General features: G+C 67.8%; 23 protein-coding genes. 13 read left to right on the forward strand and 10 right to left on the reverse strand.

Annotation, left to right across the window (positions count from 1 at the left end):
* Positions 1-62: 62 nt before the first annotated feature.
* Genes MKI84_RS08885 through MKI84_RS08895 form a run of 3 tightly spaced genes read right to left on the reverse strand, consistent with a single transcriptional unit; the run spans position 63 to position 2,055 of the window.
* The gene (locus MKI84_RS08885) at positions 63-617 is read right to left on the reverse strand and encodes a DUF924 family protein (RefSeq protein WP_241618662.1); all 555 of its coding nucleotides are present in this window, start codon (positions 615-617) and stop codon (positions 63-65) included.
* Complete coding sequence (locus MKI84_RS08890; protein ID WP_241618664.1) at positions 614-1,795, reverse strand: FAD-dependent monooxygenase; 1,182 nt, start codon at positions 1,793-1,795, stop codon at positions 614-616. Before MKI84_RS08890 ends, MKI84_RS08885 begins: the two co-directional genes overlap by 4 nt.
* Positions 1,796-1,806: 11 nt before the next feature.
* The gene (locus MKI84_RS08895; RefSeq protein WP_241618667.1) at positions 1,807-2,055 is read right to left on the reverse strand and encodes a zinc-finger domain-containing protein; all 249 of its coding nucleotides are present in this window, start codon (positions 2,053-2,055) and stop codon (positions 1,807-1,809) included.
* A 208-nt stretch (positions 2,056-2,263) separates the two neighbouring features.
* On the opposite strand from MKI84_RS08895, the gene MKI84_RS08900 reads away from it, so the two are divergent.
* Positions 2,264-3,274: a hypothetical protein gene (locus MKI84_RS08900; protein WP_241618669.1), complete on the forward strand. Its 1,011-nt coding sequence runs from the start codon at positions 2,264-2,266 to the stop codon at positions 3,272-3,274.
* On the opposite strand, the gene MKI84_RS08905 is transcribed toward MKI84_RS08900, so the two are convergent.
* A complete protein-coding gene (locus MKI84_RS08905; protein ID WP_241618671.1) occupies positions 3,237-4,352 on the reverse strand; it encodes a type I restriction enzyme HsdR N-terminal domain-containing protein in 1,116 nt (371 codons plus the stop codon). The genes MKI84_RS08900 and MKI84_RS08905 overlap by 38 nt on opposite strands.
* Positions 4,353-4,504: 152 nt before the next feature.
* Here MKI84_RS08905 and MKI84_RS08910 point away from each other — a divergent pair, with 152 nt between their 5' ends.
* From MKI84_RS08910 to MKI84_RS08925, 4 genes are all read left to right on the forward strand, one after another.
* A complete protein-coding gene (locus tag MKI84_RS08910) occupies positions 4,505-5,257 on the forward strand; it encodes an alpha/beta fold hydrolase (RefSeq protein WP_241618673.1) in 753 nt (250 codons plus the stop codon).
* Between the two features lie 105 nt (positions 5,258-5,362).
* Positions 5,363-6,211 (forward strand): serine O-acetyltransferase, encoded by an 849-nt coding sequence (gene cysE, locus MKI84_RS08915; protein WP_241618675.1) that lies wholly within the window; start codon positions 5,363-5,365, stop codon positions 6,209-6,211.
* Between the two features lie 159 nt (positions 6,212-6,370).
* Positions 6,371-6,583, forward strand: a complete 213-nt coding sequence (locus MKI84_RS08920) for a DUF3126 family protein (RefSeq protein ID WP_241618677.1) — start codon at positions 6,371-6,373, stop codon at positions 6,581-6,583.
* Between the two features lie 6 nt (positions 6,584-6,589).
* Positions 6,590-7,120 carry a gamma carbonic anhydrase family protein gene (locus MKI84_RS08925; RefSeq protein WP_241618678.1) on the forward strand — a complete coding sequence of 177 codons (531 nt, stop codon included), beginning with the start codon at positions 6,590-6,592 and terminating at the stop codon, positions 7,118-7,120.
* Positions 7,121-7,132: 12 nt separating this feature from the next.
* Here MKI84_RS08925 and MKI84_RS08930 read toward each other — a convergent pair whose 3' ends face one another.
* Entirely contained in the window at positions 7,133-7,807 is a 675-nt protein-coding gene (locus tag MKI84_RS08930; RefSeq protein WP_241618680.1) for a transglutaminase-like cysteine peptidase, read from the reverse strand.
* 294 nt (positions 7,808-8,101) lie between these two features.
* On the opposite strand from MKI84_RS08930, the gene MKI84_RS08935 reads away from it, so the two are divergent.
* Both MKI84_RS08935 and MKI84_RS08940 read left to right on the forward strand, forming a co-directional pair.
* A complete protein-coding gene (locus MKI84_RS08935; protein WP_241618683.1) occupies positions 8,102-8,845 on the forward strand; it encodes a rhomboid family intramembrane serine protease in 744 nt (247 codons plus the stop codon).
* A 179-nt stretch (positions 8,846-9,024) separates the two neighbouring features.
* Entirely contained in the window at positions 9,025-9,456 is a 432-nt protein-coding gene (locus MKI84_RS08940) for a CBS domain-containing protein (protein ID WP_241618686.1), read from the forward strand.
* A 14-nt stretch (positions 9,457-9,470) separates the two neighbouring features.
* On the opposite strand, the gene hisI is transcribed toward MKI84_RS08940, so the two are convergent.
* The gene (hisI, locus tag MKI84_RS08945) at positions 9,471-9,956 is read right to left on the reverse strand and encodes a phosphoribosyl-AMP cyclohydrolase (RefSeq protein WP_241618689.1); all 486 of its coding nucleotides are present in this window, start codon (positions 9,954-9,956) and stop codon (positions 9,471-9,473) included.
* Positions 9,953-10,585, reverse strand: a complete 633-nt coding sequence (gene folE, locus MKI84_RS08950) for a GTP cyclohydrolase I FolE (RefSeq protein ID WP_241618690.1) — start codon at positions 10,583-10,585, stop codon at positions 9,953-9,955. Before folE ends, hisI begins: the two co-directional genes overlap by 4 nt.
* Positions 10,586-10,825: 240 nt before the next feature.
* On the opposite strand from folE, the gene MKI84_RS08955 reads away from it, so the two are divergent.
* A complete protein-coding gene (locus tag MKI84_RS08955; RefSeq protein WP_241618692.1) occupies positions 10,826-11,287 on the forward strand; it encodes an iron-sulfur cluster assembly scaffold protein in 462 nt (153 codons plus the stop codon).
* Between the two features lie 7 nt (positions 11,288-11,294).
* Here MKI84_RS08955 and MKI84_RS08960 read toward each other — a convergent pair whose 3' ends face one another.
* Complete coding sequence (locus MKI84_RS08960) at positions 11,295-11,876, reverse strand: hypothetical protein (protein ID WP_241618694.1); 582 nt, start codon at positions 11,874-11,876, stop codon at positions 11,295-11,297.
* A gap of 104 nt (positions 11,877-11,980) precedes the next feature.
* On the opposite strand from MKI84_RS08960, the gene yidD reads away from it, so the two are divergent.
* The 3 genes from yidD to MKI84_RS08975 all read left to right on the forward strand — a co-directional run bounded on the left by yidD (position 11,981) and on the right by MKI84_RS08975 (position 15,409).
* Positions 11,981-12,289: a membrane protein insertion efficiency factor YidD gene (gene yidD, locus MKI84_RS08965; protein ID WP_241618696.1), complete on the forward strand. Its 309-nt coding sequence runs from the start codon at positions 11,981-11,983 to the stop codon at positions 12,287-12,289.
* Between the two features lie 48 nt (positions 12,290-12,337).
* Positions 12,338-14,299, forward strand: a complete 1,962-nt coding sequence (thrS, locus tag MKI84_RS08970; protein ID WP_241618699.1) for a threonine--tRNA ligase — start codon at positions 12,338-12,340, stop codon at positions 14,297-14,299.
* Positions 14,300-14,467: 168 nt separating this feature from the next.
* Positions 14,468-15,409, forward strand: coding sequence for an outer membrane protein (locus tag MKI84_RS08975; RefSeq protein WP_241618702.1), 942 nt, complete (start codon positions 14,468-14,470; stop codon positions 15,407-15,409).
* Between the two features lie 110 nt (positions 15,410-15,519).
* Here MKI84_RS08975 and MKI84_RS08980 read toward each other — a convergent pair whose 3' ends face one another.
* Both MKI84_RS08980 and MKI84_RS08985 read right to left on the reverse strand, forming a co-directional pair.
* A complete protein-coding gene (locus MKI84_RS08980) occupies positions 15,520-15,717 on the reverse strand; it encodes a hypothetical protein (protein ID WP_241618704.1) in 198 nt (65 codons plus the stop codon).
* Between the two features lie 161 nt (positions 15,718-15,878).
* Entirely contained in the window at positions 15,879-16,112 is a 234-nt protein-coding gene (locus MKI84_RS08985; protein ID WP_241618706.1) for a hypothetical protein, read from the reverse strand.
* 169 nt (positions 16,113-16,281) lie between these two features.
* Between MKI84_RS08985 and MKI84_RS08990 the strand changes: the two genes are divergently transcribed.
* Together MKI84_RS08990 and MKI84_RS08995 are read left to right on the forward strand one after the other, a co-directional pair.
* Positions 16,282-17,427 carry an alpha-hydroxy acid oxidase gene (locus MKI84_RS08990; RefSeq protein ID WP_241618707.1) on the forward strand — a complete coding sequence of 382 codons (1,146 nt, stop codon included), beginning with the start codon at positions 16,282-16,284 and terminating at the stop codon, positions 17,425-17,427.
* A 229-nt stretch (positions 17,428-17,656) separates the two neighbouring features.
* The gene (locus MKI84_RS08995; RefSeq protein WP_241618709.1) at positions 17,657-18,754 is read left to right on the forward strand and encodes a septal ring lytic transglycosylase RlpA family protein; all 1,098 of its coding nucleotides are present in this window, start codon (positions 17,657-17,659) and stop codon (positions 18,752-18,754) included.
* Positions 18,755-18,795 lie beyond the last annotated feature (41 nt).

An 18,795-nucleotide genomic window follows, 5' to 3' on the forward strand; every position in this document is an offset into this window, starting at 1 on the left:
TTACCTGCGACCGCCGCCGAGGAACAGGGAGAAATCGCAAGGCGCCGGGCCGATAGGGAGAGCTATCCGGCAAAGCCGCCTTCTTCCAGGAACCGCGCCTCTTCCGGCGTGGTGTCCCGCCCGAGCAGCGGGTTGCGGTGCGGGAAGCGGCCGAAGCGGGCGATGATGTCGCGGTGGCCGAGCGCGTGCTTGAGCGAGTCCGGGTCGTTCGCCCGGTTCAGCTCCACCGCGATGTCCTGATCGGCAAGGTTTTCCGAATGCGACAACGGCAGGAAGAAGAACACCCGCAGCGCCATCTCAAGCTGTCCCGGATAGCCCCGCTCCACCGCCAGCCGCGCGAAATGGCGAGCCAGCGGATCGGTGGCGTACATATGCGCGGTGCCGCGGAAGCAGTTGCGGGGGAACTGGTCGAGCAGCAGGATCAGCGCCAGCGCGCCCTCCGCGCTCGCCATGAAGCCGTCGCGCTGACGGGCGGCGGCGGCAAAATGCAGTTCGCGGAAACGGTCATGGAAGGCGGCGTCGAAAGCGGGGTTCTTCTCGAACCAGCGCTCCGGCCCGGCGTCGCGCCAGAAGCCGGCGACCGCCGCGATTTCGGCGTCCTGCATTTCATTATTCATGGCTGCCACTCGTAAATCCAGCGGTAGCGCTCCAGCATCGCCTCACCGGAACGCGCCCGCATAACCAGATCGCGCGCCAGCCGGGCCGGGCCGGCGAGATGATAGATGCGCGCCATGCCGCGCGCGGCGGTCTGCACGCGGGCGGTGCGGCCCATGCGCCGCGCCTCGTAGCGCCGCAGCGCCGCGGGGATGTCGTCCTCGCGGCCGGTCAGTTCGGCGGCGAGCACCGCGCTGTCCTCGATCGCCTGCGCCGCACCCTGCGCGAGAAAAGGCAACATGGCATGGGCGGCGTCGCCCAGCAGCGTGACGCGGCCGGTGCCCCAGCTCTCCATCGGATCGAGATCGTAGAGCGCCCAGCGCAGCCAGTGCGCCGGGGCGGCGAGCAGGGCGCGGGCCGGGGCGCTCCAGCCGGCATAATGGCGCATCAACTCGGCGGGATCGGCGTCGAGCCCCCAGCCATGCACGCCGCGCTTGTCCGGCGTGACGGCGACGAGGTTCACCTCGCGCCCCGCGCGTACCGGATAGCTGACGAGATGGGCGCCCGGCCCCAGCCAGAGCCGGGTCACGGGGTCGGCAAGCGCAGCGGGCAGCGCCTCGACCGGCACCGTCGCCCGCCACGCGGCGCGCTGCTGGAACACGGGAAGCGCGCGCGGCTGGAGCTGACGGCGCACCACGGAGCGCACCCCGTCGGCGCCGATCAAGGCAAGGCCGCTATGGGTTTCCAGCCGGCCGCTGCCCGACGCGTCGACCGCCACACCGCCGGGCTCCTCCTCGAAGCCCTCGATGGTGCGGCCGAGCAGCAGGCGGATCTGCGGCTCACGCCGAACCGCCTCCAGCAGCACCTGCTGGAGATCGGCACGATGAATGACGAGGAAGGGGCCGTTGAAACGCGCCGCGACGGCGTCCGCCATCTCCGCCTGCGCCAGCGCCACGCCCTTGCGCCCGTCCATCACCATGAAGGCGCGCGGACGGACCGCGACCTCGCGCACGCGGCCGAGCACGCCGAGCGCGTCGAGGCAGCGTGTGGCATTGGCGGCGAGTTGGACACCGGCGCCGGCCTCCTCGAGCACCAGCGCGCGCTCAAGGACGGTAACGGAGTAGCCATTCCGGGCCAGAGCGAGGGCGGCCGACAGCCCGCCTATGCCGGCACCGGCGACGACGATCTGCGGACGCGCCATGATCGCGGCGTTCAGGCAGCTACCGGCGTCTCGTAGAGGCAGCCGGCGGGAATGGATTCGGTGCCGTGCAGGGTCGCGGAGAAGGTGTAGAGCGTCGAGCAATAGGGGCAGATGATCTCGTCATCCGACCCCATGTCGAGGAAGACGTGGGGATGGTCGTAAGGCGGCAGGGCGCCGACGCACATGAACTCGCGCGCCGCCACCGCGATCTTCGCGACGCCGGCTGAATTGTGGAAGTGGGGAACGACGTGGCCCGCCATGGTGTTCGCCTGCCTGAACAATCGTGTTGAACTGGCCGGACCATAGCCGCTGATCGCCGGCGGGCAAAGGGGCGGGCAGGGGACGTGCGGTCGCATTCCATGGTTTTCGCCTTCCCGCTTCCCTTGGGTTCGCCACAATGAACCGGCATCAAGGCGCCGGGTTCGCACGGCCGGCGACCCGTGCACCTTCAGGCCGCGCGCCGCTATCATGTTCCGCCTTCTCGCCGCTCTCGGCTTCTTCCTCGCCTTCGCCGGCGCGGCCCACTGGGTCGTGCCGCTGGGCCATGAGGCCTTCGCGCTGATCCGCGCGCAGGACGACGCCGCGCGAATCGCCGAGCTGCAGCTCGACCGCACGCTCGACGGCGCGCGGGTGCGGGCGGAAATCGAACAAGCGCTGGCGGCGGATGACGGCGAATTGGCGGAGAGCTTCGTCGCGCTGGCGGATGCGCGGGGGATCGCGGTCGATGCGGCGCTGCGGGCGAAGGTGGTGCTCGCCAATCATGCGGTGGCCGGCGCGGTGCGCGGGGCGGCGCGCTTCGGGCAGGGCTTCGTCACCGGCGAGGCGGAGGACCTCACGGGGCTGGCCGGCGCAGCGGCGGGCGATCTCACCGTCTGGGGCGATCTGCGCGATGGCGGGCGCGAGGTGCTGCACTGGGTGCGCGGCGAGAATGTCGACCCGCTGATGCTCGGGCTCGCCGGTGCCGGCATCGCCGCCACGGGGGCGACCTATGCCGCCTTCGGCACGCCGCTGGCGCTGCGCGCCGGGCTGACCGCGCTCAAGGGTGCGCGGCGCACCGGTGCGATGAGCGCGCGGCTCGCGGGCCAGGTCACCGACGCGCTGCGCGGCGGCAAGCGGGTGAAGCTGGCGGCGCTGGTCGGCGATCTCGGCACGTCGGCCTCCAAGGCCGGCACGCGCGCCACCTTCGCCGGGCTGCGCCATGTCGACGACGCGGCGGGCGCGGCGCGGCTGCGCCGTCTTGCTGAGGTGAAGGGCGGGCAGACGCTGGCGGTGGTGAAGACGCTGGGACGCGGCGCACTGTTCCTGACCGAGACGCTGACGCGGCTCGCTTACCGCGTCATTGCGCTGGTGCTGGACGTGATCGGGCTGATCGCCTCGTTCAACGCCATGGTGGTGGCGATGGTGCGCCCGCTGTGGCGGCGGAAGAAGCGGGCGGGGTGGTTCACTGGCCCGAGATTCGCCGCTCGAACAGCGCCCTGAGGCGCGTATCGAGCGCGGGCAGCTCGGTCACCGGCCCGCCCTCGCCGCCATCGGCGAGATTGAAGCGGATGGTGCCGTCGCGCGCCTCGATGATGTCCATCAGCCGGCCCTTGCGCTCCTGCACGTAGAACACCGCCATCTTCCCCTGATAGTCGCGATAAGCGACCCTGCCGATAGCCTCGAACAGGTCGTCGCGGCCGGCGGCGAGATAGGCGAGGCGGCGGCGTACCGCCTCGAAGGCTCGCAACTCGGCCTCGGTCGTCACCGCCTCCTTCTCGCCGGCGGCCGGCTCGACCGGCACCGCCGGTTCGACCTCGGCGCGCGGGGAGGCCTTGGGCGGGGCGGTGGTGATATCGAGCCGCTTCAGCACATTGCTGGTGAACACGTCGTCGAAGGCGGACTTGGCGATGGCGCGGTAGCCGTCGAGCGCGTTCAGGCGCACATGCTTGATGTCGTTCTCCTTCAGCAGGAAGCGCGTGAACTCGACGCTCGGCGCCAGAAACTGCTCGGACAGATAGTCGAAGAACGCGCGGTGGGTAATGGACCGCCGGGCGTGCTCGGAAATGGTGTCGGGATCGAAGCGCGACTTGGTGAAGTCGTACAGCCCGGCGATGACGGTCTCGGTGATCTGGGCCTTCGCCACCTTCTCGAAGTCGACGACCAGGAACGGGTCGTCGTCCATCATGTTCGGCTCCTGCGAATCCACGAAGAACTCGTAGACGATGCCGTCGGTCAGCACGCCGAGCTTCACGGTCTTCGAGGCGTTGAAATAGGATTTGAGCTGGCCGCGATCGTCCTTCTTGCCGTTGCCGAGCGACTTGCACTCGACCGCGATTACCGGCTGGAGATCGCGCAGCACGGCATAGTCGACGCGGTTGCGGTACTTCTCCGAGAAGTCGGCGGCGTGTTCGGCCGCAACCTCGGTGGGATCGCGGTCGTCATAGCCGAGAATGCCGATGAACGGCAGCACCAGCGCGACCTTGGTCGCCTCCTCGTTGTGAATATGCGCACGCACGCGCTGCACGCGCTCGGCGAAGGTGATCAATGCTGCGCGAAACTCATCGATGGTCTGTGCCATGCCACTATCGTCCTGACGGAATCCGTCACTCACTCTAGGTAACATTCTCTGCATTTTGCAATCATAAGTAGATTTGGCGACAACGGGGCCGCTCCCGCTTGGCAGGGCGGCGGCGGCTGACTAGGTATCGTGGACGCTTTTCGGAGACCGCCATGCCCAGCTTCCACCACGATGGCATCGACTTCGCGTTTCTCGACGAGGGGGAGGGCGAGCCGGTCGTGCTGATCCACGGCTTCGCCTCCACCAAGGAAATCAACTGGGTCGGCCCCGGCTGGGTCTCGACGCTCGTGCGGGCAGGCCGCCGGGTCGTTGCGCTCGACAATCGCGGCCATGGCGCCTCCGGCAAGGTTTACGAGGCCGCGCTCTACGATCCCGCGATCATGGCGGGCGACGCGCGGGCGCTGATGGACCATCTCGGCCTCTCCCGCGCCGACGTCATGGGCTACTCCATGGGCGGGCGGATCGGCGCGTGTCTGGCGCTGGAAGCGCCGGAGCGGGTGCGCTCGCTCGTTCTCGGCGGCATCGGCATCCATCTGGTGGAAGGGGCGGGACTGCCCGCCACCGTCGCCGAGGCGCTGCTGGCGCCGAGCCTTTCCGATGTCACCGATCCGGTCGGGCGCACCTTCCGCGCCTTCGCCGAGCAGACCGGCAGCGACCGCAAGGCGCTCGCCGCCTGCATCTACGGCTCGCGCCGCACGCTTACCCGCGAGGAGGTGGCGGACATCGCCGTGCCCACGCTGATCGGGGTCGGCACAAAGGACCCGATTGCGGGCGCGGCGGCCCCGCTGGCGGCGCTGATTCCGGGGGCGCGAGCCTTCGATATCGAGGGCCGCGACCACATGCTGGCGGTGGGCGACAAGAGCTTCAAGGAGGCGGTGCTCGCCTTCCTCGACGAACGCCCGTGACGCGGGGCTGGACGGCATAGGCTGGCCACCCCAGCTATGCTAAGAAGGCCTCAACAGGAGCCGTTATCGGGCGGCTCCACGGGCAACGACCCTAGGAATGCTGTCATGGCGAATAATTCCCTCCAGCTTGTCGATGCGCACAAGCGCGTGCTGGACAAGATCGATCCGGTCTGGTCGCGCATCCGCGCGGAGGCCGAGGCGATCACCCAGAACGAGCCCGCCATGGCGAGCTTCATCTTCTCCACCGTGCTGTACCACCCCACGCTGGAGAAGGCGGTCGCGCACCGCATCGCCCAGCGGCTCGACCATGTGGACATGCCCGGCGAACTGATCCGCCACGCCTTCGACGACGCGGTGGCGGAAGACCCCTCGCTCGGCGTCGCCATCCGCGCCGACATCCTCGCCGTGTGCGACCGCGACCCGGCGACCGAGCGGGCGATCGAGCCGCTGCTCTATTACAAGGGCTTCCACGCCATCCAGACCCACCGTCTCGCGCACTGGCTGTGGAAGAACGGGCGCCGCGACTTCGCGCTCTATCTGCAGAGCCGCTCCTCCTCGGTGAACCAGGTCGACATCAACCCGGCCGCCCCGTTCGGGCGCGGCATCTTCTTCGACCATGCCACCGGCATCGTGGTCGGGGAGACCGCGGTGATCGAGGACGACGTTTCGGTGCTCCAGGGCGTGACGCTCGGCGGCACCGGCAAGGAGCATGGCGACCGCCACCCGAAGATCCGGCGCGGCGTGCTGCTGGGCGCCGGCGCCAAGGTGCTCGGCAATATCGAGATCGGCCATTGCGCCCGCGTGGCGGCCGGCTCGGTGGTGCTCAAGCCCGTGCCCCCGCGCACCACCGTGGCCGGCGTTCCGGCCCGCGTGATCGGGGAGGCCGGCTGTTCGGAACCCTCGCGCAGCATGGACCAGATGTTCGACCGCACCTATTCGGGCGAGTCGATCTGACGCCACGGCGCCAGCAGCCGGGCCGGCCGCACGGCCGGCTTTTCCACCCTTTGCACCATTGGCGGACCCGCGCTCGGTTGCGCCCGGGGCTGTGCCATGGCAAGCCTGCGCCCTGGCAAGACTGCCGCCGTTCACACATCCACCGCGGGAGCACGGACAGTGGAAAAGAAAGACAATGAACGGGTGCAGACCTATCTGCGCCGCCTGTTCGGCAATGCGAACATCCGGGTCGTCGCCCGCCCGAAGAAGAAGGATTCGGCCGAGGTCTATATCGGCGACGAGTTCATCGGCGTGATGTTCGAGGACAAGGAAGACGGCGATCTGTCCTATAATTTCCAGATGGCGATCCTCGGCGACGATCTGGAGGACTGAGCGGCCATGCCGATCTATGCACTCGACGGAATCGCGCCGGACCTGCCGGCGCTCGGTCGCTGGTGGCTGGCACCCGATGCCAGCGTGATCGGCAATGTGCAGATCAGCGACGAGGCCAGCGTGTGGTTCGGCTCGGTGATCCGGGGCGACAATGAGCGCATCCTGATCGGCGAGCGGGTCAACATCCAGGAACTGTGCTGCCTGCACACCGACCCGGGCTTTCCGATGACGATCGGCGCCGACTGCACCATCGGCCACAAGGCGATGCTGCATGGCTGCACGATCGGCCCGAACAGCCTCATCGGCATGGGCGCCACCGTGCTGAACGGCGCGAAGATCGGGCGCAACTGCCTGGTCGGCGCCGGCGCGCTGGTGACCGAGGGTAAGGAATTCCCGGACAATTCGCTCATCGTCGGCACGCCCGCCAAGGCGATCCGCGTGCTGGACGAGGCGATGGCCGCGCGCATCCACGGCACGGCGGCGCATTATGTGCGCAACTGGCGTCGCTTCGCGCAGGGGTTGGAAAAGATCGGCTGAAGGGACGGCCGCTCAGTTGCGGCCGACCGTGACCGGGGCCAGCACGTCGCCCAGCGAGACCCACTGGTCGGGCGTGCCCTGCGCCTGACGCTTCACGAAACGGTAGCCGGTCTCGTGCCAGAGCACGATGTCCGGCTCCTGATTGTCGAGCACCAGATCGCCGCGATCGGTGACGACGGTGAGCACCGAATGGCCGTCGCCATTGCGGTCGCGCACCACGGTGATCAGCAGCGTCTCGGCCGGCCAGCCGAGGCCGATCAGCGTGCGGCGCTTCTCCAGCACATAATCCTCGCAATCGCCGAACCCGTCATCGGGATAGGTCCAGCGCTCGACCTCGCCGAAATGCTCGAGATCGGTGAGCGGCTTGATGCGGGTGTTGATCTCGTCATTGACCTGGCGGAGCTGGGCGAAGCCGGCGGCATCGAGCGCCACACGTCCGCCGCGGCCGTTGCCGGGGCCGCACTCCGCGGGCGTCTCCGCGCAGAAGCGAGCATAGCCGATCGGCGTCGAGGTGGCCGCGCCCGCCGCGATGTTGGCGGCGAAGGGCGAGAGCATCGCCACCTGGTCGTTCGCCACCTGGTCGTTCGCCGCGCGGGCCTCCTGCGCCTGCGTCGGCTGCCCGGAGAAGATGGCGCCCGAGAGCACCACCGCCGCCGCGAGAAGGGCCCGTTCAAGCCTCTTTTTCATCGCGCACCTCAATCCCTGTCATGGGGAGAGATACTGCCAGAGAGATTTTTATCTTGATCTAAGCCGTCGCGCGAATTCGCCACTACGCTGGATATGGAAAATTAATAACTTTTCTACTGTCGTTAACCATTACAATATCGATTTTATTCATCACGCCGTTTAAGCGACCGGCAAGGCTTTCGCGCCAGTCGCGCGCCGTCACATGGCCGCGTGCATTCGTCACGCGCGCTTGCCGCGACGCGGGCCTGAGCCTATGTGATCAAGGTGCTCGATCGAACCCATTATACGGCCCCCATGCGCCAGCCCATACTGAACGTGCCGACGGTCATCACCGTGCTGGCGGCGGCGATGCTGGCCATCCATCTGCTGCGCGTCTCGGTCGGCGTGGATACCGGCATCGAGATACTGGCGCTGTTCGCCTTCATTCCCGCGCGCTTCGATCCCGCTTTTCTGGGGGAGGGCGTGCTGCCGGGCGGGGCGGCGGCGAATGTGTGGACCTTCGTGTCCTACGCCTTCCTGCACGGCGACTGGGCGCATGTCGGCATCAACCTGCTCTGGATGCTGGCCTTCGGCAGCCCGGTGGCGCGGCGCTTCGGCGCGGTACGCTTCCTCGCCTTCTTCGCGGTGACGGCGGCGGCGGGGGCGGGGCTGCACCTGTTCACCCATGAGGACGACCTCGCGCCGATGATCGGCGCCTCGGCGGCGGTGTCGGGCTGCATGGCGGCGGCGATCCGCTTCATGTTCGCCTCCGAAGGCTTCGTGCCTTGGCGGCAGAGCGCGCTGGAGGCATCGGTACGCTACCCGGCGGCGCCGCTGCTCACCGTGCTGCGCGACCGGCGGGTGATCGCCTTCGTCGTGGTGTGGTTCGCGATCAACCTCGCCTTCGGAATCGGCGCGCCGGCCGGCATCGTCGAGGGCTCGATCGCCTGGCAGGCGCATATTGGCGGATTCGTCGCGGGTCTGCTGCTGTTCCCGCTGTTCGATCCGGTGCGGGGCTTTCCCGACGACAACCCGCTGACGCGCCAGCGCAACAGCTGATCCGGCGGGCGTCGGGTGCCCGGCCCGGCCGGGCCGAGAAAACCTATTGCCCTCCGTAGCGTTAGGTCCGATCATTCCCGCCTTAAAGAGCGCGCGCCGACATGATGGCGACTCGCCGGGGACAAAGCGGGCGTGGAGCTGTGGCTGAACCGCCCGCCACAAGGGACAGGAGACAGGCCATGACAGTGCGCATGATACTGGATGAGAAGGGCTACGACGTCGCGACGATCGGGCCGACGGCGACGTTGCGCGAAGCGGTGGAACTGCTGGCCGAGAAGCGCATCGGCGCGATCGTGGTCATCGATTCCGAGCGGCATGTCGTCGGCATCCTCTCGGAACGCGACATCGTGCGCGTGATCGGGCTCGACGGCCCGGGCCGGCTCGACGATGCGGTGTCCACCGTGATGACCGCCAAGGTGGAGACCGCCGACGGCAACGAGACCATTCCGCAGATCATGGAACAGATGACCGCCGGGCGCTTCCGCCACGTTCCGGTGGTGCGGGCGGGCAAGCTCGTGGGCATCATCTCGATCGGCGACGTGGTGAAGCACCGCCTCGCCGAGATGGAGCGCGAGAGCCACGCCATGCGCGAATACATCATGTCGACCTGAGCGGTCGAACGCCGTCAGAAGCGCGGTACGTCGGTCTTGGCCGGCGTGCCGTAGACGTGCGACGGGTCGAACAGCTTGCCGCCGTCATTCACCGTGAGCTGGGTCTGCGGGGAGGGCGCGGCGCCGAGCGGCACCGAGCGGAAGAAGCAGGAGCGGTGCCCGGTGTGGCAGGCGGCGCCGGGACCCGCCATACGCACCCGCAGCACCACGGCGTCCTGGTCGCAATCGACGCGCAATTCGACCAGCGTCTGGACGTGGCCGCTTTCCTCGCCCTTCTTCCACAGGCGATTGCGCGAGCGGCTGAAATAATGGGCCTGCCCGGTCTCGATGGTCCGCGCCAGCGCCTGCGCGTTCATATGCGCGACCATCAGCACCTCGCCGCTCTCGGCATCGGTGGCCACGGCGGTAACCAGCCCGTTGGCGTCGAATTTCGGCGACAGGCGGTCGCCTTCCTCGATCTCGGCCGCGCTGCCGCGCGGCGCGAACAGTTCAGCGCTCACGGGCGCATCCCGCGCAGCAGGCTCATGAAGCGCACCTGTTCCTGCGGGTCGTCGCGGAACACGCCGGTGAACTGCGAGGTCACGGTCGAGGCGCCCTGCTTGCGCACGCCGCGCATGGCCATGCACATGTGCTCGGCCTCGATCAGCACCGCGACGCCGCGCGGCTTCAGGATCTCGTCCATCGCCGTGATGATCTGCGAGGTGAGGTGCTCCTGCGTCTGCAGGCGGCGGGCGAAGATGTCGACGATGCGCGCGATCTTGGACAGCCCGACCACGCGCTCCACCGGGAAATAGGCGACATGGGCCTTGCCGACGAACGGCACCATGTGGTGCTCGCAGTGCGAATGGAACTCGATGTCCCGCACCAGCACCATGTCGTCGAAATTGCCGATCTCGCCGAAGGTGCGGTCGAGCGTTGCGGCAGCCTGGGCGCTGTAGCCGCTATAGAGCTCCTCATAGGCCCGAACCACGCGCTTGGGCGTGTCGAGCAGGCCTTCCCGGCTCGGGTCATCCCCGGCCCAGGCGATCAGCGTGCGCACCGCCGCTTCGGCTTCCTCGCGCGACGGCCGGTTGCCGGTCGCAGCCTCGTTCCTCGCGCTACGCATCAGGGTCTCAAGCACGGCATCCATGACGAACTCCGTTCGACGGCGCTTTTAGGTACCGGGCGCCGGGTGTCACCGGTTGAACTCGTCACATACGCGCCGTCTCGATCGCTCCGACCGGCAGCATACCCTGACCCGACGAAGCGCAAATACCGAAAACGCATGACGGACATTCTTTCGCGCCCCAGACGTCGCTCCTATATAAGCGACGACAATCCCACTGCAATGTTACGTTTGATACGAGACTCGCACCGGAATGGATCAGCCATGCTGAACGAGGTCTATAACCGCCGCATACTCGAGCTGGCTGCCGACATACCACGGCTCGGCCGGCTTGCCTCGCCCGATGCCAGTGCAACGGCGCATTCCAGGCTTTGCGGTTCCACCGTCACCATCGACCTGGCGATGAAGGATGGCGCGGTCACCGATTTCGCCCATGAAGTGCGCGCCTGCGCTCTCGGGCAGGCATCGTCCTCGATCATGGCGGGGCTGGTGGTCGGCTCCACCGCGAGCGAGCTGCGCGCGGTGCGCGAGGCGGTGCAGCGCATGCTCAAGGAAAATGGCCCGGTGCCGGAGGGGCGCTGGGCGGAACTCGCGGTGCTGGAGCCGGTGCGTGACTACAAGCCGCGCCACGCCTCGACGCTGCTGACCTTCGATGCCGTGGTGGACGCGGTGAACCAGATCGAGGCGCGCGATGCCGCCCGCGCGGCGGCGCAGGCAGCCGAGTGAGCGCGGCTCAGCGCTCGGTGAAGAAGGTGAAGAGCACCTCGCCCTTCGGCCCGGTGAGGCACAGGAAGCGGTTGGCGGTGTCGGAGCGGTCGCGCTGGATATAGGCCTCGCCCATGATCACGCCCTTGACGTCGGTGTCGCCAAGCCGGGCCTCGGCAGTGGCGATGGTGAGCCCGTCAATGTCGATATAGATGTCCTCGATGGTCGGCGAGCGCTGCTTGAGCTTCTCCAGCGCCTGCGCCTTGCAGGCCGCGACGCGCTGCATGTCCGGGTCGACCTCGGGCGAGGTCGCCGCGGACGGGTCGGGCTGGGTGCCACCGGCCGGGGAGGGCGCGACGGGTGCCGGCGGCTGGGCAGCGGGCGCGGGCGGAGTTGCAGTGCCCTGGGTTGCGGCCCCCTTGGTTGCAGCGCCTTGGGCCGCCGCGGGAAGGGTGAACAGCAGGGCCGTCACCACCGCCAGTGCACCGACCAGCGTGACCGAGACGATGGTGGCGCTGGCAATGGCGGCCGGCGCACGTTCCCGCGCCACACGGCCAGACGGGCGCCGGGTCACAGGTTGAACGCGCAGGCTGGAGACCGGATCGTGCATGGACAACTCCCACCGACATCTTGCCAACTTCCTCAATGGCTTAACGGGGTAGCTGCCGTTTTGTTCCCCATTCCGGCACCATGCGTCACCCGGGAGCGCCGGCGATGATCGGCTGGCATCTGGCCCGGCTGCCGCGCCTGATGCTGCGCGCGCCGATTCTGGTCTACCGCTACAGCCTCTCCGCCTTCATGGGCCGGCAGTGCCGCTTCCTGCCGACCTGCTCGGAATTCGCCGACAACGCGATCGACCGGCACGGCGCCTGGGCCGGCGGCTGGATGGCGGCGGGGCGCATCTGCCGCTGCCATCCGTGGGGTGGTTCCGGCTTCGAGGCGGTGCCCGTCGAATTGCCGCCAAAAGCGGTGTGGTATATGCCGTGGCGCTATGCGAGGTGGCGTAGCCCCCCGCATGACTGACCAACAAGCCTACCTGCGTGGTTCGCAGGAGTGGGCAGGAGAAAAGCCATGCTGCATCTGACCTTTCCCGACGGCGCCGTGCGCGAGTTCCCGGTCGGGGCCACCGGCGCCGATGTCGCCGCCGCCATCGCCAAGTCGCTCGCCAAGAAGTCGCTGGCCGTCAAGCTCGACGGCGTGCTGACCGACCTGTCGGAGCCGATCGAGGCCGACGCGAAGATCGAGATCGTCACCCGCGAGAGCCCCGAGGCGCTGGAACTGATCCGCCACGACGCCGCCCATGTGCTGGCTGAGGCGGTGCAGGCGCTGTGGCCGGGCACCCAGGTGACCATCGGCCCGGTGATCGAGAACGGCTTCTATTACGACTTCTTCCGCAACGAGCCGTTCACCCCGGACGATTTCGCCGCCATCGAGAAGAAGATGCGCGAGATCATCGCGCGCGACGCGCCCTTCACCCGCGAGGTGTGGGACCGCGAGGAGACCAAGCGCGTCTTCAAAGACAAGGGCGAGGCGTTCAAGGTCGAGCTGGTGGACGCGATCCCCGCCGACCAGAAGATCAAGATCTACAAGCAGGGCGAGTGGTTCGACCTGTGCCGCGGCCCGCATATGCCGAGCACCGGCAAGGTGGGCGACGCCTTCAAGCTGATGAAGGTGGCCGGCGCCTATTGGCGCGGCGACGCCAGCAACCCGATGCTCACCCGCATCTACGGCACCGCCTGGCGCACGAAGGACGAACTCGACAACTACCTCCACCAGCTGGAAGAGGCCGAGAAGCGCGACCACCGCCGGCTGGGCCGGGAGATGGACCTGTTCCATTTCCAGGAGGAAGGGCCGGGCGTGGTGTTCTGGCACCCCAAGGGTTGGACCCTGTTCCAGGAGCTGGTGGCCTATATGCGCCGCCGCCTCAAGGCCGACTATGACGAGGTAAACGCCCCGCAGGTGCTCGACAAGTCGCTGTGGGAGACCTCCGGTCACTGGGGCTGGTACAAGGACAACATGTTCAAGGTGCAGCCCGCCGGCGAGGTGGAGGAAGGCGACCGCGTCTACGCGCTGAAGCCGATGAACTGCCCCGGCCACGTGCAGATCTTCAAGCACGGCTTGAAGAGCTACCGCGATCTGCCTATGCGGCTTGCGGAATTCGGCGCCGTGCATCGCTATGAGCCTTCCGGCGCGCTGCACGGGCTGATGCGCGTGCGCGGCTTCACGCAGGACGACGCGCATGTGTTCTGCACCGAGGAGCAGCTCGCCGAGGAATGCCTCGCCATCAATGAGCTGATCCTCTCCACCTATGCCGATTTCGGCTTCGGCGAGATCGTGGTGAAGCTCTCCACGCGGCCCGAGAAGCGGGTCGGCTCGGACGCGGTGTGGGACCACGCCGAGGATGTGATGGAGAAGGTGCTCACCCAGATCGCCGCCGAATCCGGCGGGCGGATCAAGACCGGCATCCTGCCGGGTGAGGGCGCGTTCTACGGGCCGAAGTTCGAGTACACGCTGCGCGACGCGATCGGCCGCGAATGGCAGTGCGGCACCACGCAGGTCGACTTCAACCTGCCGGAGCGCTTCGGCGCGTTCTATGTCGATGCCGACGGCAGCAAGAAGGCCCCGGTGATGATCCACCGCGCCATCTGCGGCTCGATGGAGCGCTTCACCGGCATCCTGATCGAGCACTTCGCCGGGCATTTCCCGCTCTGGCTGGCGCCGACGCAGGCGGTGGTGGCGACCATCACCTCCGAGGGCGACGACTATGCCCGCGAGATCGTGGCGCTGGCGAAGAAGGCCGGGCTGCGCGTCGACAGCGATCTTCGCAACGAGAAGATCAACTACAAGGTGCGCGAGCACTCGCTGGCCAAGGTGCCGGCGCTGATCGTGGTCGGGCGCAAGGAGGCGGCCGAGCGCACCGTCTCCATCCGCCGACTGGGCAGCCCGAACCAGACCACGATGAGCCTCGACGAGGCGCTCGCCAGCCTGGTCGGGGAAGCACGCGCGCCGGATGTGGTGCGCGCGGCGGAGTAGAGCCCCGCCACTCGGACGGTCCTACCGAAAAGAACGCCCCGGACCCGTTTCCGGGGCGTTTTTCTAAGCGGTTGTCGGATGCGCTTAAAAAAAGCCATCCGGCCTGACCGCGATGTGCGCCATCGTACCCCCTAACAAACATGAATCGATTCCTGGGGGGATGGTATAATGATGAAGCAAAATCACAGGCTTGGCGCGAAGGCCGCGATACTTGTCGCGATGCTGGGTAGCGGTATTGCCGGCCTGACGCCGGGAGGCGCGCAGGCGGCGGACGTCGCGGGGGCTGCGCCTGCCGCCGCCGCGCCACCGACCTCCACCAGCCTCGTGCCCGACAGCGCCTTCTTCATCGGCGCCGGCGCGAGCTTCAACGCCACGCGGTTTTCCGACCAGAACCTGTACGCGCAAGGGGTCTCCACGATCTCCCAGAACGGCGTCCCGATCGGGGCGGGTTATGCCGGGGGTAACGTTGATCCCGGTTTCGGCACGGAATACAGCATCGCGGGAGCGGTCCAGCTGGGTTATTTCCAGCATTTCCAGGCCTCGGACTGGCTGTGGGGTGTCAAGCTCACCTATAATTACCTCGGGACGGAAGCCGAGACCGGGCCGATCGCGGTGCCGCAGTCCGGCGCGTTCACCGGCCCGTCTTCCGCCAGCTTCACCGGGAACGTGGTAGGCGGCTCCTATTCCAGCCGCGTCGACAACCAGTTCTCACTGGTGCCGTTCTTGGGTAGGTCGTTCGACTGGGGCTTCGTCTATCTCGGAGCGGGCCCGACGCTGTCGCGCGTGCGCTACGACTTCAACAATGTCGTCGGCTTTGCCGATATCAACGGGGTCCATTACGACATTACCGGAAGGCCGGACGATTCCTCCAGCAAGGACTGGGTGGTGGGCGGCGAAGTCATTGTCGGCGCGACCTATTTTCTCTCGGAGAGCTGGTTCGTCGATCTGAGCTACAGCTACACCGTGACCGGCAACACCAGTAAGGGCTATTCTGGCCCGTTCTCGACCACGGCGCGCGGCGGCTTCGAGGATGTCGGCATACTGAGCGGCACCTTCTCCGGCGCCTCCAGCACGCAGTCGATCATGGTGTCGATCAACCGGGTGTTCTGAGGACACATTAGAGCATTTTCGGTGAATTCACGTTCACCGAAAATGCTCTAGTTGTTTGTTTTTTCGCATTTTCTTCACGCGAACCGGTACCCACTTCGCTCGAAAATGCTCTAGGGGACAGGCTTGCCCGGGACCGGCGCGGGAACCGGGCGGTCGAACGGGTTGTTCTCGCGCTGCACCGGGTTGGCGTCGGCATTGGGCACGTTGAGCCGGCGCTGCTCATTGGTCCAGTAGGACGGGCCTTCCATCAGGTTCTGGCTGTTGGGCCGAACCGTGTTCTGGCGCTGCGGGATCTTCAGAGGGGGCATTTTGGGCTGCATCGGCTTTGGCGGCGATATCTGCGCCGAGGCGCCTGCGACCGTGAGCAAGACGGCGCCTATCGCCCCGACAATCCTGTACATCACATGTTTCCTGACCTGTCCGCACAGATATAGGGCCTCGCGCCGCCAAAGCGAGGCCTGTCGGGATTTCAGCGGCGTGAGGTGTTCCAGGCATAGGCGAGGGCGAGCAAGGTGAGGGCGGCGGCCGACGCCGTGATGCCCATGGCCACGATGCCGGCCGGCGTCATCCGCGCGCTGCCCTGAATCGAGATCGACTTGCCGATCCGCATATCGAACACCGCCTTCATCTCCTCCGGGTGCGTGGGCACCGGCTCCGGTGCGGGCAAGGGCAGAGGCAGGGGCAGGCTGCGAGGCTCGCTCATCGCTGGTTTCCCTCATCACTGGCTTTCGCTGCCGGCCGGCGCCGGCTTGCCCGCCAAGCGTAGTCCTGCTTCGCTCCCCAGGCCATCCATCGTCGACCTAGCCGGCCGGGTTGCGGATAGGCTAGAAGGCGGCCAACGGGCACCCCGCGCCCGCCGGAGAGTGCCGCCCATGACCCTCATCAATGTCGAGGACGCCCGACGGGCCGCGCGCCGGCGGCTGCCGCGCATCTTCTTCGACTATCTCGACGGCGGCGCCTTCGGCGAGCAGACCATGGCGGCCAACACGGGCGATTTCGCGCGCTGGACGCTGCGCCAGCGCGTGCTGGTCGACGCCTCGATGCGGGATTTATCGACCACCTTCCTCGGGCGCCGCCATGCCGTGCCGTTCATGCTCGGCCCGGTCGGCTTTCTCGGCCTCTATGCCGGCCATGGCGAAGTGCAGGCCGCGCAGGCCGCCCATGACGCCGGCACCGCGCTGTGCCTGTCCACCTTCTCCATCGCCTCGATCGGCGAATTGCGGGAAAAGACCACGGGCGCGCTCGATTTCCAGCTCTATGTGCTGAACGATCGCGGTCTGAGCGAGGAGATTATTGCGCAGGCGCAGGCGGCGGGGGTGGAGAACCTCTACCTCACCGTCGACACCGCCATCACCTCGGTGCGCGAGCGCGACGTGCGCAACGGATTCCGCTCGCTCACCAGAGTGGGGCCGGGCCTGCTGGCGAAGCTCGCCTTGCACCCGCGCTGGTGCGTCGACATGAGCCGGGCCGGCACGCCGCGCGTCGGCGCGATCGCCCATCGCCCGGAATTCGGCGCCGGCCTTTTGGAACAGGCGAGCCACCTCTCGCGTGGCATCGACACGTCGCTGTCGTGGCGCGACGTGGAGTGGCTGCGCGCGCGCTGGCCGGGCCGGCTGGTGCTCAAGGGTCTGCTCGACCCCGAGGACGCGCGGCTGGCCAAGGCGGCCGGAGTCGACGCCATCGTGGTCTCGAACCATGGCGGGCGCCAGCTCGACGGCGCCTCCTCGACCATCGCGGCGCTGCCGGCCATCGTCGACGCCCTGGAAGGCGGGATGGAGATTCTGGTGGATGGCGGCTTCCGGCGCGGGGCGGACATCGTGAAGGCGCTTGCGCTCGGCGCCTCCGGCGTGCTGCTTGGCCGTGCCTATGTCTACGGCCTCGGCGCCGCCGGCGGGGCAGGGGTGGCGCGAGTGATCGCCCATCTGACTGAGGAGGTCGACATAACGCTGGCGCTGATGGGCTTGACCTCGGTCGCCGAGCTGAAAAATGTCGGCCGTGTGGCGCTGCGCCCGGCATGACGGAGCGGCAGCGCGAAATCGCCCGATACCGCCATACTTTACCCTTCGTTCACCACGTTGGCGCGGACGCCGCATTTTCGCCCCACTCAAACAGCCTTCTGTGACATAAGGAGTGGGATCGGGGGGTGTTTGCACCCGTCGGTGTCGATGCAGTTGCGTGCGAGCCGTGAGAAGGCGCCGGGTACAGGCGTCGCGACGGGGTAGGGCGCATAGCAAGCGGTCGGGGTGTATGACGACGTATCGAGCTCTCGTACGAGCTGCCGGCCAGTTGCCGGCTCAGGTGACGGTTGGCCGCGTCGGTCGCGTTGCGGCGCTGCTGGGTATCGGCCTTCTGGCCGCCAATTGCACCGGCGACAACAAGCTCACCAGCAAGATCGATCCGAAATACGGCGTTTCCGCCAGCCCGCGCGTCGTGGCCATGGGTGATCCGGTTCCCAAGGGTGGCGGCGCCTATCGCGTCGGCAAGCCCTACAAGGTCGCCGGCAAGACCTACGTGCCCAAGGAAATGAACAAGGGCGAGAAGTTCGAAGGCCTCGCCTCCTGGTATGGCGACGATTTCCACGGTCGCATGACCGCCAATGGCGAAGTGTTCGACATGCACTCGATCGCCGCCGCCCATCCCACCCTGCCGATGCCGAGCTATGTCCGCGTGACCAACAAGGACAATGGCCGCTCCATGGTGGTGCGCGTGAACGATCGCGGGCCGTATCACGGCAACCGCGTGATCGACGTCTCCCAGCGGGCGGCGGACATGCTCGGCTTCAAGAGCCGCGGCACCGCGCGCGTGAAGGTGGAGTATATCGGCCCGGCCCGCCTTGAGGGCTCCGACGACATCCAGCTCGCCGCCACCTTGCGCACCAATACGCCGGCGCCGGAGCCGACCGTCATGGTGGCCTCCGCGTCGTCGTCCACGCTGATGGTTGCCTCCAATGGCCCGATCACCGCCGTGCGGGCCACCCGCACCACCGTGATCGCCGCCGCCAACGTGCCGCTGCCGCCGAGCCGTCCCTTCGACCTCGGCGAGGGCATGGAAGAGACCGTCGCGTCCGCCGCGCCGATGGCGCCGACCTATGTGGCTCCCCGCGCCAAGCCCGTCGCGGTCGCCAGCGCCCCGGCGCCGCGTCCCGTGATCAACCCCGCGAGCGCGCCGCGTCCGGTGCAGGCCGCCGCGCTCGCGCAGCCGCGCCGCACCCCGGTCGAGCCGCCGCCGCCGGTCATCGCCTCGGCGCCGGAAGCCAGTGGCTGGATGGTCGGCGCCCAGCCCGCCATGGGCTATGCCGCCACCGGCGTGCTGACCCCGGTCGGCACCGGACGCGGGCTGTACTGAGCGCTCGATCGGCCGGACGCGCCAGCCGGGCGGGCCACGCC

Origin of the sequence: Ancylobacter gelatini (assembly GCF_022601675.1) — a bacterium.
Taxonomy (GTDB): Bacteria; Pseudomonadota; Alphaproteobacteria; order Rhizobiales; family Xanthobacteraceae; genus Ancylobacter; species Ancylobacter gelatini.

Bases quoted from the DNA above. Each gene is read 5' to 3' on its own strand.
- MKI84_RS08885 (WP_241618662.1), bottom strand. From the start codon at position 617: ATGAATAATGAAATGCAGGACGCCGAAATCGCGGCGGTCGCCGGCTTC.
- MKI84_RS08890 (WP_241618664.1), bottom strand. From the start codon at position 1,795: ATGGCGCGTCCGCAGATCGTCGTCGCCGGTGCCGGCATAGGCGGGCTG.
- MKI84_RS08895 (WP_241618667.1), bottom strand. From the start codon at position 2,055: ATGGCGGGCCACGTCGTTCCCCACTTCCACAATTCAGCCGGCGTCGCG.
- MKI84_RS08900 (WP_241618669.1), top strand. From the start codon at position 2,264: ATGTTCCGCCTTCTCGCCGCTCTCGGCTTCTTCCTCGCCTTCGCCGGC.
- MKI84_RS08905 (WP_241618671.1), bottom strand. From the start codon at position 4,352: ATGGCACAGACCATCGATGAGTTTCGCGCAGCATTGATCACCTTCGCC.
- MKI84_RS08910 (WP_241618673.1), top strand. From the start codon at position 4,505: ATGCCCAGCTTCCACCACGATGGCATCGACTTCGCGTTTCTCGACGAG.
- cysE (WP_241618675.1), top strand. From the start codon at position 5,363: ATGGCGAATAATTCCCTCCAGCTTGTCGATGCGCACAAGCGCGTGCTG.
- MKI84_RS08925 (WP_241618678.1), top strand. From the start codon at position 6,590: ATGCCGATCTATGCACTCGACGGAATCGCGCCGGACCTGCCGGCGCTC.
- MKI84_RS08930 (WP_241618680.1), bottom strand. From the start codon at position 7,807: ATGAAAAAGAGGCTTGAACGGGCCCTTCTCGCGGCGGCGGTGGTGCTC.
- MKI84_RS08935 (WP_241618683.1), top strand. From the start codon at position 8,102: ATGCGCCAGCCCATACTGAACGTGCCGACGGTCATCACCGTGCTGGCG.
- MKI84_RS08940 (WP_241618686.1), top strand. From the start codon at position 9,025: ATGACAGTGCGCATGATACTGGATGAGAAGGGCTACGACGTCGCGACG.
- folE (WP_241618690.1), bottom strand. From the start codon at position 10,585: ATGGATGCCGTGCTTGAGACCCTGATGCGTAGCGCGAGGAACGAGGCT.
- MKI84_RS08955 (WP_241618692.1), top strand. From the start codon at position 10,826: ATGCTGAACGAGGTCTATAACCGCCGCATACTCGAGCTGGCTGCCGAC.
- MKI84_RS08960 (WP_241618694.1), bottom strand. From the start codon at position 11,876: ATGCACGATCCGGTCTCCAGCCTGCGCGTTCAACCTGTGACCCGGCGC.
- yidD (WP_241618696.1), top strand. From the start codon at position 11,981: ATGATCGGCTGGCATCTGGCCCGGCTGCCGCGCCTGATGCTGCGCGCG.
- thrS (WP_241618699.1), top strand. From the start codon at position 12,338: ATGCTGCATCTGACCTTTCCCGACGGCGCCGTGCGCGAGTTCCCGGTC.
- MKI84_RS08975 (WP_241618702.1), top strand. From the start codon at position 14,468: ATGATGAAGCAAAATCACAGGCTTGGCGCGAAGGCCGCGATACTTGTC.
- MKI84_RS08980 (WP_241618704.1), bottom strand. From the start codon at position 15,717: ATGCCCCCTCTGAAGATCCCGCAGCGCCAGAACACGGTTCGGCCCAAC.
- MKI84_RS08985 (WP_241618706.1), bottom strand. From the start codon at position 16,112: ATGAGCGAGCCTCGCAGCCTGCCCCTGCCTCTGCCCTTGCCCGCACCG.
- MKI84_RS08990 (WP_241618707.1), top strand. From the start codon at position 16,282: ATGACCCTCATCAATGTCGAGGACGCCCGACGGGCCGCGCGCCGGCGG.
- MKI84_RS08995 (WP_241618709.1), top strand. From the start codon at position 17,657: ATGACGACGTATCGAGCTCTCGTACGAGCTGCCGGCCAGTTGCCGGCT.